The sequence below is a fragment of the Mycobacterium sp. 1245801.1 genome (assembly GCF_001673055.1).
Taxonomy (GTDB): domain Bacteria; phylum Actinomycetota; class Actinomycetes; order Mycobacteriales; family Mycobacteriaceae; genus Mycobacterium; species Mycobacterium europaeum_A.
Genome location: NZ_LZKY01000426.1, coordinates 12,681 through 25,911, shown reverse-complemented (window position 1 = coordinate 25,911; position 13,231 = coordinate 12,681). Strand labels below are relative to the sequence as shown.

Sequence of the window (13,231 nt, the reverse complement as noted above, 5' to 3'; positions counted from 1 at the left end):
AATGGGTTATGCCGAAGAGCTTTTCGACCTCACTGACCGGGTAGTCCTGATCACCGGCGGCAGCCGCGGACTGGGACGTGAGATGGCGTTCGGTGCGGCCCGCTGCGGCGCGGACGTGGTGATCGCCAGCCGCAACCTCGACAACTGCGTCTCGACCGCCAAGGAGATCGAGGCCGAGACCGGCCGTGCGGCCATGCCGTATCAGGTGCACGTGGGGCGCTGGGATCAGTTGGACGGCTTGGTGGAGAAGACCTACGAGCGGTTCGGCAAAGTCGACACGCTGATCAACAACGCAGGCATGTCGCCGCTGTACGACAAGCTCACCGACGTGACCGAGAAGTTGTTCGACGCCGTGGTCAATCTCAACCTCAAGGGGCCGTTCCGGTTGTCGGCGTTGGTCGGTGAGCGCATGGTGGCGGCGGGTCGGGGTTCGATCATCAACGTGAGCACGGCCGGATCGTTGCGGCCGACACCAGACATCATCCCCTACGCCGCGGCCAAGGCCGGGCTCAACGCCATGACCGAGGCGTTGGCGAAGGCGTTCGGACCGGCGGTGCGGGTCAACACCCTGATGGCCGGGCCTTTCCTCACCGATGTCAGCAAGGCCTGGCATCTGGATGCGGCACATCAGAATCCGTTCCAGCACCTTTCCTTGGAGCGCGCGGGCGACCCCCGCGAAATCGTCGGCGCCGCATTGTTTCTGGCATCCGATGCGTCCAGCTTCACCACCGGCTCAATTCTGCGGGCCGACGGCGGGATCCCTTAGCGAGCAGGAGGTTGGGCCATGCCCTGGGACTTTTCTACCGAGCCCGAGTTCGAGGAGAAGCTCGAATGGATCCGCGGGTTCGTTCACGACGAGGTGGAACCGCTCGAGGTGCTGTTTCCCGGGTGTGAATTTCTGCCGCTGAACGACGAGCGGCGCCGCATCGTCGACCCGCTCAAACAGCAGGTGCGCGACAAGGGTTTGTGGGCACCGCATCTGGGGCCGGAACTGGGAGGGCAGGGCTTCGGCGCGGTCAAGCTGACGCTGATCAACGAGATCCTCGGCCGCAGCCCCTGGGCGCCGATCGTGTTCGGGACGCAGGCGCCCGACACCGGCAACGCCGAGATCATCGCCCGCTTCGGCACCCAGGAGCAAAAGGACCGTTACCTGGCGGGCCTGCTGTCCGGTGAGATCTTCTCGTGTTTCTCGATGACCGAGCCGCAGGGCGGCGCCGATCCGCGGGTCTTCACCACCCGGGCGGTGCGCGACGGCGACGACTGGGTGATCACCGGGCGAAAGTACTTCTCCTCCAACGCCTCCGTCGCCTCCTTTTTCATCGTCGTCGCGATCACCGACCCCGACGTACCGGTGCATACCGGCGCGTCGACGTTCCTGATCCCCGCCGGCACCGAGGGACTGGTGTTGGAGGCCAACCACCATCTGGTCGGGGCCGACCCGCACGAGCCGGGCCATTCCCTGGTGCACTACAACGACGTGCGAGTGCCGTCCGACGCGTTGCTCGGAGAGCCCGGACAGGGCTTCCTGATATTGCAGACCCGGCTGGCCGGCGGGCGGCTGCACCACGCGATGCGCTCCATCGGGATGGCGCAACGCGCCGTCGAGATCATGTCGCGCCGGGCGAAAAGCCGCTTCACCCAAGGCAGCCTGCTGGCCGACAAACAACTGGTCCAGGAATTCGTCGCCGACTCCTACACCGAGTTGATACCGTTCCGGCTGACCGTGCTGCACGCGGCGTGGTTGATCGACCAGGGTGACGAGCGCGCCGCCCGGGCGGAGATCGCCGCATGCAAGATCCTGGCCTCGCAGGTGCTCAAATCGATTGCCCTGCGCGCGATCCAGGTGCACGGGGCGCTGGGGCTCACCGATCAACTGCCCTTGGTCAACGTCCTGCTCGGCGGCATCGCGCTGGGCCTGGCCGACGGGCCCACCGAGGCGCACAAGGTGAACCTGGCCCGAATGCTGCTCAAGGGTTACGAGGCCGAGGAAGGCGACTGGCCCAGCGAGATGCTGGATGTGCGGCGCGCTGCGGCGCGCGCCAAATACGGTGAGCTCGTTGACCTCTGACCGCGTGACCGCGGCGGTCGAGCGGGCGCTCGACGACCGCCAGCGCGGGGCCACCGAGGAGGTGGAACGCATCCTGGCCGCCGCGGTGCGCGTCATGGAACGCGTCGCGCCCGAACCGCCCCGCGTCAGCGACATCGTCGCCGAGGCGGGCTCGTCGAACAAGGCGTTCTACCGTTATTTCGCCGGCAAGGACGACCTGATTTTGGCGGTGATGGAACGCGGGGTGGCGATCGTGGTGTCCTATCTCGAGCACCAGATGGCCAAGGAATCGCATCCGCGCGACAAGGTCATGCGGTGGATCGAGGGCACGCTGGCGCAGGTGGCCGACCCGCACCTGATCAGCATGACCCGTGCGGCGGCCGGCCAGATGTCGGCCGGCACCAGTTGGCGCGCGGCCGATCAGGAAATGATGCGGCCGCTTCGCGAGCTGCTCGTCGAACCCATTGCGGCGCTGGGCAGTACCGACATCGAGCGGGATGTCGAGGCGGTGTTCAGCTGCACCGCGGCAACGATGCGTCGCTACGTGGGTTCGGTCGAGCAGCCCGGCGCCGACGACATCGCCCACGTGGTGCGGTTCTGTTTACGGGGATTGGGGGTCAGTTGATGCGCGCGGTGATCTGTCGTTCCTATGGCACGCCCGAGGACCTGGTGATCGACGACGTGCCCGATCCCGTTGCGGCTCCCGGCCAACTGCTGGTGCGGGTGCGCGCCGCGGCGGTCAACTTTCCCGACGTGTTGTTCATCGCCGGCAAGTACCAGGTCAAAATCCCGCCCCCGTTCATACCCGGCAACGAGATCGCCGGGGAGGTCATCGCCGTCGGCGAGGGTGCGCCGTTCCGTCCGGGGCAGCGTGTTTCCGGGACCACCTTCGGGGCGTTCGCCGAACAGGCGCTGCTCGACGCGAGCCAGGCCGAGCTCATGCCCGACGACGCCGACTTCGCCTCGGCCGCCGCCTTCGGCGTCACCTACCGCACGGCCTATCACGCGCTGCGCTCGACGGCCGCTGTCACGCAGGGTGATTGGGTGGTCGTGCTCGGGGCCGCCGGCGGCGTGGGGCTGGCCGCGGTGGACCTGGGGGTCGCGATGGGGGCTCGGGTGCTGGCGGCGGCGTCGAGCCCGGAGAAGCTCGAGCTGTGCCGGCGCCGCGGGGCCGAGGTGACCGTGGACTATGACCGCGAGGACCTGAAGACCCGCATCCGTGAGCTCACCGGGGACAGCGCCCGCGTCGTGCTGGACCCGGTGGGCGGACCGTATTCGGAGCCGGCGCTGCGCGGTCTCGCGCGTGGCGGCACCTTCGTCACGCTGGGCTACGCCGCGGGCTCCATCCCGGCGATTCCGCTCAATCTCATTCTGCTGAAAGACATCTGCGTGCGTGGCATGGAGATCCGGACCTTCATGACCGACAGGCCCGACGACGCCGTGCGCGACCTGGCGGAGTTGGCGCAGATGTTCGCCGCCGGCACGGTGCGGCCGTACATCGGCGCGCGATTCCCGCTCTCGGAGACCGCGGCGGCGTTACGGCATGTGGCCGACCGCAAGGTGCTCGGCAAGGTGGTGATCGACGTCGCGTGACGCGGTGTCATGGCGTGACGATGTTGAAATTCGGATCCGGGTCGTCGAGCACACTCAGCAGGGCCTGCAGCGCGCCCTGATTCCCGGATAGCTCCAGGCCCGGTGAGCTGAAATCCCCCGTCGCCACGGCGAGCAGCCGAATCTTGTTGGCCAGCTTGACCGTAACGGTGGCGGTGGCGGGATCGGGCGCCGCCTTGCGCCGAACCAGCACCCCGTTGCGCAGGGTGAGTCGATAGTTGACCGCGGTGTCGGCGAAGGCGATGTCGATGGCGATGTCCAGATCCCAGCTGCGCGGTCCGTTGACGCGGATCGCCAGGCTGTCGAAGATCTGCTCCGGCGTCAGTTGGGACAGCAGGGTGGGCGATGTGACCTGACCCGCGGTGCCGAAGGTTCCGTCGCGCAATTCCGTTGCCCCGCTCAGGAAGAAGTTGCGCCAGGTCGCGTTCTCGGCCCCGTAGGCCAGCTGCTCGAGGGTGTCGGCGTAGAGATCCCGCGCACCGGCGTGCTCGACGTCGGTGAAGACCGCGTGGTCCAGCAGCGTCGCGGCCCAACGGAAGTCGCCGGCCGCGAACGCATCCCGCGCGAGGTCGACCACTCGGTCGATTCCGCCCATCGCCTCGACATACCGCGGCGCCAGCGCTTCGGGCGGATGAGGCCACAACCGGCCGGGGTTGCCGTCGAACCAGCCCATGTAGCGCTGGTAGATCGCCTTCACGTTGTGGCTCACCGATCCGTAATACCCGTGTGTGTGCCAGGCCCGCTCGAGAGTCGGTGGCATCTGGAACATTTCGGCGATCTCGACGCCGGTGTGGCCCTGGTTCAGCAAGCGCAGTGTCTGGTCGTGCAAATACGCGTACATGTCGCGCTGCAGTGACAGGAATTCGACGATGCTGTCCCGTCCCCAGGTCGGCCAATGATGCGAAGCGAAGACCACGTCGGCACGCTCGGCGAAGGTGTCGATCGCTTCGGTGAGGTAACCGGACCACGCGTGCGGATCGCGCACCAGCGCGCCCCGCAGGGTCAGCAGGTTGTGCAGGTTGTGCGTCGCATTCTCGGCCATGCACAACGCGCGGAAACGCGGGAAATAGAAATGCATTTCGGCGGGCGCCTCGGTTCCGGGCGCCATCTGGAACTCGATCTCCACGCCGTCGATGGTGTGCTTCTCACCGGTCTCGCGGATGTCGACGGTCGGCACGATGAGGGACACCTCGCCCGTGGACGTGGCCTGCCCGAGCCCGCAACCCACGTGGCCCTGCGGTCCGCGCTCCAGCGTCACGCCGTACATGTACGTCGCGCGTCGCAGCATCGCCGGACCGGCATAGACGTTTTCGGACACCGCGTGCTCGACGAAGCCGTCCGGCGCCAACACCGTCACCGCACCGGAATCCACCTCCGCCTGCGAGGTGACGCCCAGTACGCCGCCGAAATGGTCGACGTGGCTGTGGGTGTAGATCACCGCCACCACGGGACGGTCACCGCCTCGCTGGCTGCGGTACAACGCGAGCGCGGCCGCAGCCACCTCGGTGGACACCAGGGGGTCGATGACGATGATGCCGCCGTCGGACTCCACGAAGGTGATGTTGGAGATGTCCAGTCCGCGAACCTGATAGATGCCGGGCACCACTTCGTAGAGGCCTTGCTTGGCGGCCAGCGTCGACTGCCGCCAGAGGCTGGGATTAACCGATGTCGGGGCGGCATCACTCAAAAACGAGTAGGCGTCGTTGTCCCACACCACCCGCCCGTCGGCCGCTGTGATCACGCACGGAGACAGGGCGGCGATGAATCCGCGGTCGGCGTCGGCGAAGTCCGTTTGGTCATGCAATGGCAGATCGTGGTCGCGATGGGCCGACTCGATGACTGCGCTGGGAGGCTTGTGGTCCACGGTCGTACCTTGCCATCAAAGCGGCCTCGATCAAGGTGATTCGGGCGGCTTTTCGCCCTCCAATTAATGAACACAGCAACAATTTCTGCGGGTTCTGGATCCCGACTCAGTTAACCCGCATACTGCCCAGACGGCCCTCAATGCCGAGGACCGCAACTATCGGGCAAAGGAGAACAGGTGAAGCGTCAACTGACGGTCGCGCTTGCTGGAGCGGCCATTCTTGCCGCGGGTATTTCGGGCTGTTCGAGTAGCAAATCAAATGGCGTTTCGACCTCGGTGCCGGGAGGCTCCGTGTCGGCCGGCGGTAACAACTCGTCGAAGGTCATCATCGACGGCAAGGACCAGAACGTCCAAGGCACCACTGTCTGCACCAAGGCTGGCGGCAACATCTCAATCGCGGTCGGTGGGAACCAGACCGGGATCAGTGTCGTGCTCGCCGACGCCAATCCGCTCGCGGTGAAGGCGGTCCAGCTCGGCAATGTCAACGGCGTGACGCTTCAGTACGCGCAAGGTAGCCAGGGCAACGCCTCGGCGACCAAGGACGGCAACACCTACAAGGTCACCGGCACCGCCAGCGGCGTCGACATGGCTAACCCGATGCAACAGGTGAACAAGCCGTTCGAAATCGACGCGACTTGCTCCTGAGCTAAGAATCGTGGGCGGGCGGTTGCCATCCATTGGGTGGCAACCGCACCGTGAACTCGGTCCGGCCCGGCGCGCTGTCCACCTCGATCGTCCCGTTGTGCGCCTTGACAACCGCGGAGACGATCGCCAAACCCAGCCCGGTGCTACCGCCCTTGCGCGAGCGCGAAGAGTCGCCGCGGGCGAACCGCTCGAAGACCTCGGATTGCAGCGCCGCCGGGATGCCGGGCCCGTTGTCGATGACCTGCAGCACGGTGTGCGACGGCTCGGTGCTCAACCGGGTGGTGACAACGGTGCCCGCCCCGGTGTGGACGCGGGCGTTGGCAAGCAGATTGGTCAGCACTTGGTGTAGCCGCGCCGCATCCCCGGTGACGACCACCGGTTCTTCGGGCAGGTCGAGTTCCCACTGATGATCGGGTCCGGCGACGTGTGCGTCGTTGACCGCGTCCACGGCCAACCGCGACAGATCCACCGGTTCGCGTTCCAACGGCCGGCCCGAATCCAGCCGGGCCAGCAGCAGCAGGTCCTCGACGAGGCGCGTCATCCGCTCGGTCTCGGACGCCACCCGGCTCATCGCCTGCGCCACCGCCTCGCGATCGTCACCCATCCGCTGCGTCAGTTCGGTGTAGCCGCGGATCGCCGCAAGCGGCGTGCGCAGTTCGTGACTGGCATCGGCGACGAACTGGCGGACCCGCGTCTCGCTGGCCTGCCGCGCCGACAGGGCGGCGGCGATGTGGTCGAGCATCTGGTTGAGGGCGGCGCCGAGTTGCCCCACCTCGGTGGAGGGATTGGCGTCGGACTCACGCACGCGCACCGGCAGTTCGACCTCACCGCGCGCCAGCGGCAAGCCGGCTACCTTGCTCGCGGTCTGCGCGACGCGGCGTAACGGCGCCAGCGCCCGCCGGATGATGATCACGCCGGCCGTGGTGGCGGCGACCAGCGCGATGACCGTCACGATGGCGAAGATGACCAGCATCCGCATCAGGGTGGTGTCGATGTTGGCCATCGACAGGCCGGTGACGATGACGTCGCCGCCGTTTCGGCTCGGGGCGGCGACGACCCGGTAGCGGCCCAGCCCGTCCAGGTTCAGCGTCACCGGCTTGCGACGGTCGGCGATCGCGGACAGCTGCTGCTGGGCGGTGGGGCTCAGCTCGGCCCGGTCGCCGCTGCTCGTGGTGTAACCGGCGTCCACCGTGTTGCCGTGGCTGACCACCGCCGCCACCATGCCCGCCGGCTGGCCCGGGGCATCGAGGAACCGCGGACCGGGGCCCGGCCGTGGATAGACGTGCTGATGCCGCCAGCCCGAATGCGGCGGCTCGGGATACATCAGCGCCGAGCGATAGGAGGTGCCGGCCAGCTGTCCGTCGAGCTGTGCCACCAGGTGGTGGAGCAACGCCAGCTCGGTCGCCGCGGTGATGCCCACGCAGACGATGGCCAGCACGACGATCTGTCCGACCAGCAGCCGCAGCCGCAGCGACCAGACCCGCCGCGTGTCAGCGGGCCGGCTTGAGGACATAACCCGCGCCGCGCAGCGTGTGGATCATCGGTTCTCGGCCGTTGTCGATCTTCTTGCGCAGGTAGGAAATGTAGAGCTCGACGATGTTGGATCGGCCGCCGAAGTCGTAACTCCATACCCGGTCCAGGATTTGGGCCTTGCTCAGCACCCGCTTGGAGTTGCGCATCATGAAGCGCAGGAGCTCAAACTCGGTGGAGGTCAACGAAATTGGTTCGCCGGCGCGGGTGACCTCGTGACTGTCCTCGTCGAGCACCAGGTCCCCGACCACCAGCTGTGCGCCGCTGTCCACCGTGGTGACCCCGGTGCGGCGCAACAGCGCCCGCAGCCGCAGCACGACCTCTTCGATGCTGAACGGTTTGGTGACGTAGTCGTCGCCACCGGCGGTCAGGCCGGCGATGCGGTCTTCGACCGCGTCCTTGGCGGTGAGCAGCAGCACCGGCAGCTGCGGGTTCTCCTCGCGCAGTTTGTGCAAGACGTCGAGCCCGCTCATGTCGGGCAGCATCACGTCGAGAACCACCACGTCGGGCCGCTGCGAGCGGGCCGAAGCGATGGCCGACGCGCCATCACCGGCGGTGGAGATGTTCCAGCCCTCGTACCGCAGTGCCATTGACACCATGTCGGCCAGGACGGATTCGTCGTCGACGACCAAAACGTTGATGGGGTTGCCGTCCGCACGGCACATGACAACCCGCTCTACCGAGGCTCGGGGCTGCGTCACAAGTTCCAGTATCCGCCGACGGCTGAGCCGCGGCTATGCCAAACCTATGCGTAGCCTGTGAAACAAATCGCGCGACTGCTCAGCAGTCGCGCGATTCGTTCTTCAGTCAAGCCGTTAATACCAATAGCGCCGGCCGGCGACCGGGCGGCCGACCGAGCCCAGGATCCACAGGATCGCTCCGATGACCAGCAGCACGATGCCCAGCGTGGTCAGGATCGGTACGTGGAAAAAGTATCCGAGAATAAGCAGGACAATCCCTAAGATAACCATGTCAACTTCCTTTTGAGTGAGCGGTTAGAGGTTGATCGATTGCATTGAACTTGGTTGCGGCAGATGGCAATCCGTGACTTTCGGATTGACACCGAAGTAATTCAAGGGTCCGGCGATCACGGTCACCGCAACCGTGCCCGCCGAGGCGCATGATGTGTTGTCGTTTTTGAAGTAGTCGCGCTGCCACGCCGCGAAGACTCCGATCAGCAACCACACCAACGCAACCGTTCCGATGATCCCGCTGCCACGCATCGCGACCTCCAATGTGGACGAGAAGAAGTTTCTCGTGGACGTGAAGTTACCCATTCGACTTATGTCTAAACATGCAATGGGTTATGCGGCAGTGCTTGTCGGCACAACTCGCCGCGTCAGAGGTGATCAGCGAGCCAGGTCGCGGCCCGCTTCTTCGACGCACGGGACAGCCAGGCGTCCTGGATCAGCTCAGCTAATTCGGTTCTGCTGATTTCGCCCAACCGACTGGCCCGCACCAGGACCGAGGGGTGCCCGTCGAAGTGGTTCGTGGTGAAAAACGGCGATTCGGGATAGGAAACCAGCGCCAACTTGTCGCTCTCCGATTCCACCCAGAGCATGATCACGTCGGCATAGCGTTCGCCGGTGTCCGGATCGGTCGCGTCGGGCCGGGGCGTGCGGAAAAAGACGAACGACTTCCCGCCCACCTGGTAAATGGCGTTGCCCTTGGGCCCCGCCAGGCGCTGAACGTGCGGCATCGCGGCGGCGATCTCGTGCACGTCGCTGAGCCGGGCGCGTCGGGCAGCCATGACCGCGAGCGTACCGATGGCCGACGCCGGTGGTGAGAGACGTTGCCCCTAAGGAGATTTGATTTACCCCGCCGTTCGCTGCGCGGACACGTAGAGGGTGGGCGGCATGGAGTCCTCCGAACCCTGCGGCACGCTGCGGTCATACCGCGCCATCAACTCCGCGAACGACGCCGTCGTGACATCCCAGCCGCGCTCGCGCAGCCAGGCGTCGACCGGCGTGCGCTCCTCGGCGTACCACAGGTCGTCGAAGTCCGTGATCTCGGCGTTGACCAGCTCGGCGGCCGCCGCCCGCATCCGTCGCATGTCGTCGCGCTGCCGCTGGACCCGCCCGGGGTCGGTGAAGCCCGAGTCGGGCACGTTGGAGGCGAGCCAACTGCCCGCGACGCTCAGCGAGTCGATCCGCTCGAACAGCAGGTCCTGGGCCTGCGCCGGCAGGTAGCGAACCAGGCCCTCGACCGACCAGACGGCCGGCGCCGACGCATCAAATCCGGCCTCCTGCAGCGCTTTCGGCCAATCCTGGCGCAAATCTATCGGAACATTGACCAGCCGCGCCTTCGGTTCCGCGCCGTGCTCGCGCAGTGTCTCGGACTTGAATTCCAGCACCTTGGGCTGGTCGAGCTCGTAGACGACCGTGCCGTCGGGCCACGGCAGCCGCCAACTGCGGGCGTCCAGGCCGGCCGCCAGGATCACCACCTGCCGAACGCCGGCGTCGGCGGCGCCGAGGAAGAACTCGTCGAAGAACGCCGTCCGGGTGGCCATGAAGTCGACCATCAGTTGCAGCCGGTCGCGCAGATCCGGCTCGATGTCACCGGCCTTGGCCAGCAGCGCGGGGTTGGCGTAGATGCTCCACATCCCCTCCCCCGCGGCGTCGACGAACACCCGCGCGAACGGATCGCTGATCAGCGGGTTCTCGCTCTCGGTCTCGGCCGCGCGAGCCGCGGCGACACCCAGCGCGGTGGCGCCCACGCTTTGAGTGATCTCCCAGGAATCATCGTCGGTCCGCGGCATGGCCAGTTCCTTCCCCAGAAAGTAAGTTACGCACACTATTCTTCCAGCCCCCGCCGCCCGGGGCCGCCCGTCGCCGCTGTCCTAGTCTTTTTCCCAGACGGTCCACAGGTTGCAAGGGAGTGCCATGACGCCCATCCCGCCGCGCACGCCGCAGGAGGTGTTCGCCCACCACGGCGCCGCACTGGCCGCGGGCGACCTCGACGAGATCGTCGCGGACTACGCCGCGGATGCCGTGGTGATCAGCCCCGCCGGCATCGCCCGCGGCACGCAGGCCATCCGCCAGGTGTTCGAGGAGTTGCTCGCCGACCTGCCGAATGCGCAGTGGGACTTGAGAACTCGCCTTTTCCACGAGGACGTGCTGTTCCTGGTGTGGACCGCCGATTCGGACGTCAACCGGGTCGACGACGGCGTGGACACCTTCGTGTTCCGTGACGGCATGATCCGAGCGCAAACCGTCCGATACACGCCGCACCCGAAGGGCTGACGAGTGGAACCCGTGAACCTGGAAGCCGTAGCGCAGTGGATGTCCGGGCAGGGGCTCGGTGAGGGGCCCCTGCAGGACGTTTCCAACGTCACCGGCGGCACCCAGAACGTGATGCTGCGATTCACCCGGGCCGGCCGGCAATACGTGCTGCGGCGCGGGCCACGGCACTTGCGCCCGCGCAGCAACAGCGTGATCCTGCGGGAGACGAAAGTCCTTGCCGCACTTGCCGGTTCCGATGTCCCGCATCCGCACCTGATCGCCGCCTGCGAGGACCCGAGCGTGCTGGGCGACGCCGTCTTCTACCTGATGGACCCGGTCGACGGCTTCAACGCGGGCGAGGGCCTGCCGCCGCTGCACGCCGGCGACGCCAAGGTGCGCCACGGGATGGGCCTGTCGATGGCCGACGCGCTGGCCAAGCTGGGCGCCGTCGACCACGTCGCGGTGGGGCTGGCCGACTTCGGCAAGCCGGAGGGTTTCCTGGAACGCCAGGTGCCACGCTGGCTTTCGGAGCTGGAGTCCTACAACGAGTACGAGGGCTACCCCGGGCCCGACATCCCCGGCATCGAGGAGGTGTCCACCTGGCTGGAACGGCATCGGCCGGCCAATTGGACCCCGGGCATCATGCACGGCGACTATCACGCCGCCAACGTGATGTTCTCCCGGACCGGGCCAGAGGTGGTCGCGATCGTCGACTGGGAGATGTCCACGATCGGGGATCCGCTGCTGGACCTGGGCTGGCTGCTGGCCACCTGGCGCCAGCCCGACGGTTCCAGCGTGTTCAGTCACGCCCTGGGCGGCCAGGACGGGCTCGCCAGCACCGATGAGCTCTTCGAGCGCTACGCCGCCAACACCACCCGCGACCTGTCCGACATCACCTGGTACACCGTGCTTGCCTGCTTCAAGCTGGGGATCGTGATCGAGGGGACGCTGGCCCGGGCGTGCGCCGGGAAGGCGGAGAAGGAGGTCGGCGACCAGTTGCACGCGGCCACGGTGCATCTGTTCGAGCGGGCGCTGGGCCTCATCTCCAGCGCGGCCTGACCCACTAACATCTCCTCTCGTGCCGCCTTATCCCGAGGAACCGGATTTCTACTCCGAGCCCACCGCGGCCGCGCGGTACGGCGGATATTACGAGCCCGAGGCCCCACCGCCCGAGCCGCCGACGCCCTGGTATCGCCGTCCGGCGGCGCTGGTCGCGGCCGGCGCGCTCGGGGTGATCCTGCTGGCCGCGCTGGTGTTCGCGGTGGTCAAGCTCACCAGCGGCTCACCGGCGCCCAGCCCCGCGACCACCACGACGGCCGTCCCGTCCACCACCGCGCCGGTGACCACCACGACGCACGCGCCGCGGCACCACGGCGGCGGTGGCGGCGCGCCCACCGAGACCGTGACCGAAACGGCCCCGCCGCCCAGCACGGACACTCCCACGACGACGGAGCCACCGAGCACCGTCACCGTTTCGCCGAGCACTGAAACCAGCACGGTCACGCAGACCGTGACCGAACCGCCCAGACGGGGACCGTTCGGCGGACCCTTCCAGCCCCGCCCCTAGCGCGGCGACATGCACGCGAGCGCCGGCCTGGTCCGGCCGGCAGCTGCGCCGGATGCGGCCGCGTGCCTTGCCATTTACCGGCCGTACGTCGAGCACACGGTCATCAGTTGGGAGATCGACGTCCCGACCGAAACCGAGATGTCCGCGCGCATCGCCGCCGCCCAGGCCGGCCACGAATGGCTTGTGCTGGAACGCGATCGCCGGGTGATCGGCTTCGCCTACGGGCACGCGTTCAATCGCCTTGCCACCTACCGGTGGTCGACCGAGACCGGGATCTATCTAGAAGCCGGCCATCGCCGCACCGGCGGGGGCCGCGCGCTCTACACCGAGCTGTTGCGCAGGCTCGCCGAGCGGGGCTACCGGCAGGCGTTCGCCGGCATCACCCAGCCCAACGAGGCCAGCACCGGCTTCCACCGCGCGTTCGGGTTCACCGACGCGGGGCTGTACCGCCGCGTCGAATGGAAGCACGGCGGCTGGCACGACGTCGCGTGGATGCAGCTGGACCTGAGGCCCGGCGCCGCACCGGATGAGCCACCCGGCCCGATCGTCTCGCCGGGCCGCGCGCGCGAGTCGGGGGCCTAGCCGCCGGCGCCGCCACCGCCCAGGAAGCCACCCGCGCCGCCGCCACCGACGAAACCACCGGCACCGCCGCCACCCAGGAAACCGCCGCCGGCGCCACCACCGATTTGCTCAATGCTGATTGTCATGGGCGGAAGGTATCGACGGGAAACCGCGCCGACAAGAAA

17 protein-coding genes are annotated in these 13,231 nt (G+C 67.3%); 9 read left to right on the top strand and 8 right to left on the bottom strand.

Annotated features, from left to right (window positions below; translation table 11 throughout):
* The first annotated feature begins 1 nt into the window (after nt 1).
* Genes A5622_RS27425 through A5622_RS27410 form a run of 4 tightly spaced genes read left to right on the top strand, consistent with a single transcriptional unit; the run spans nt 2 to nt 3,640 of the window.
* Nucleotides 2-766, top strand: a complete 765-nt coding sequence (locus A5622_RS27425; protein ID WP_066882449.1) for an SDR family NAD(P)-dependent oxidoreductase — start codon at nt 2-4, stop codon at nt 764-766.
* A gap of 18 nt (nt 767-784) precedes the next feature.
* Entirely contained in the window at nt 785-2,068 is a 1,284-nt protein-coding gene (locus tag A5622_RS27420; RefSeq protein ID WP_066882447.1) for an acyl-CoA dehydrogenase family protein, read from the top strand.
* Nucleotides 2,049-2,672, top strand: coding sequence for a TetR/AcrR family transcriptional regulator (locus A5622_RS27415; RefSeq protein ID WP_066882445.1), 624 nt, complete (start codon nt 2,049-2,051; stop codon nt 2,670-2,672). Before A5622_RS27420 ends, A5622_RS27415 begins: the two co-directional genes overlap by 20 nt.
* On the top strand, nt 2,672-3,640 hold the full coding sequence (locus A5622_RS27410; RefSeq protein WP_066882443.1) for an NADPH:quinone oxidoreductase family protein: 969 nt from the start codon (nt 2,672-2,674) through the stop codon (nt 3,638-3,640). Before A5622_RS27415 ends, A5622_RS27410 begins: the two co-directional genes overlap by 1 nt.
* Before the next feature lie 7 nt (nt 3,641-3,647).
* Here the strand turns inward: A5622_RS27410 and A5622_RS27405 are convergent, their stop codons facing one another.
* Nucleotides 3,648-5,522 (bottom strand): alkyl/aryl-sulfatase, encoded by a 1,875-nt coding sequence (locus tag A5622_RS27405; RefSeq protein ID WP_066882441.1) that lies wholly within the window; start codon nt 5,520-5,522, stop codon nt 3,648-3,650.
* A 177-nt stretch (nt 5,523-5,699) separates the two neighbouring features.
* Here A5622_RS27405 and A5622_RS27400 point away from each other — a divergent pair, with 177 nt between their 5' ends.
* Nucleotides 5,700-6,167, top strand: coding sequence for a lipoprotein LpqH (locus tag A5622_RS27400; protein ID WP_066882439.1), 468 nt, complete (start codon nt 5,700-5,702; stop codon nt 6,165-6,167).
* Nucleotide 6,168: 1 nt separating this feature from the next.
* Here the strand turns inward: A5622_RS27400 and A5622_RS27395 are convergent, their stop codons facing one another.
* The 6 genes from A5622_RS27395 to A5622_RS27375 form a co-directional block, all read right to left on the bottom strand.
* Complete coding sequence (locus A5622_RS27395) at nt 6,169-7,680, bottom strand: cell wall metabolism sensor histidine kinase WalK (protein WP_066872985.1); 1,512 nt, start codon at nt 7,678-7,680, stop codon at nt 6,169-6,171.
* The gene (locus A5622_RS27390; protein ID WP_064880192.1) at nt 7,658-8,362 is read right to left on the bottom strand and encodes a response regulator transcription factor; all 705 of its coding nucleotides are present in this window, start codon (nt 8,360-8,362) and stop codon (nt 7,658-7,660) included. The genes A5622_RS27395 and A5622_RS27390 overlap by 23 nt, the downstream gene beginning before the upstream one ends.
* A 150-nt stretch (nt 8,363-8,512) precedes the next feature.
* Nucleotides 8,513-8,668, bottom strand: a complete 156-nt coding sequence (locus tag A5622_RS29445; RefSeq protein WP_007771976.1) for a DUF6131 family protein — start codon at nt 8,666-8,668, stop codon at nt 8,513-8,515.
* Nucleotides 8,669-8,692: 24 nt separating this feature from the next.
* A complete protein-coding gene (locus A5622_RS27385) occupies nt 8,693-8,932 on the bottom strand; it encodes a hypothetical protein (protein WP_066873162.1) in 240 nt (79 codons plus the stop codon).
* Nucleotides 8,933-9,036: 104 nt separating this feature from the next.
* The gene (locus A5622_RS27380; RefSeq protein ID WP_066882437.1) at nt 9,037-9,447 is read right to left on the bottom strand and encodes an MmcQ/YjbR family DNA-binding protein; all 411 of its coding nucleotides are present in this window, start codon (nt 9,445-9,447) and stop codon (nt 9,037-9,039) included.
* 63 nt (nt 9,448-9,510) lie between these two features.
* Nucleotides 9,511-10,455, bottom strand: a complete 945-nt coding sequence (locus A5622_RS27375) for a class I SAM-dependent methyltransferase (protein WP_066882435.1) — start codon at nt 10,453-10,455, stop codon at nt 9,511-9,513.
* Nucleotides 10,456-10,579: 124 nt separating this feature from the next.
* Between A5622_RS27375 and A5622_RS27370 the strand changes: the two genes are divergently transcribed.
* Genes A5622_RS27370 through A5622_RS27355 form a run of 4 tightly spaced genes read left to right on the top strand, consistent with a single transcriptional unit; the run spans nt 10,580 to nt 13,067 of the window.
* A complete protein-coding gene (locus A5622_RS27370) occupies nt 10,580-10,939 on the top strand; it encodes a nuclear transport factor 2 family protein (RefSeq protein WP_066882433.1) in 360 nt (119 codons plus the stop codon).
* 39 nt (nt 10,940-10,978) lie between these two features.
* Complete coding sequence (locus A5622_RS27365) at nt 10,979-11,977, top strand: phosphotransferase family protein (RefSeq protein ID WP_369806979.1); 999 nt, start codon at nt 10,979-10,981, stop codon at nt 11,975-11,977.
* A 19-nt stretch (nt 11,978-11,996) separates the two neighbouring features.
* The gene (locus tag A5622_RS27360; RefSeq protein WP_066882429.1) at nt 11,997-12,485 is read left to right on the top strand and encodes a hypothetical protein; all 489 of its coding nucleotides are present in this window, start codon (nt 11,997-11,999) and stop codon (nt 12,483-12,485) included.
* Between the two features lie 9 nt (nt 12,486-12,494).
* Nucleotides 12,495-13,067, top strand: a complete 573-nt coding sequence (locus A5622_RS27355) for a GNAT family N-acetyltransferase (protein WP_066882427.1) — start codon at nt 12,495-12,497, stop codon at nt 13,065-13,067.
* Here A5622_RS27355 and A5622_RS30575 read toward each other — a convergent pair.
* Complete coding sequence (locus A5622_RS30575; RefSeq protein ID WP_255361718.1) at nt 13,064-13,192, bottom strand: hypothetical protein; 129 nt, start codon at nt 13,190-13,192, stop codon at nt 13,064-13,066. The two genes, A5622_RS27355 and A5622_RS30575, sit on opposite strands and share 4 nt — an antisense overlap.
* Nucleotides 13,193-13,231: the final 39 nt, after the last annotated feature.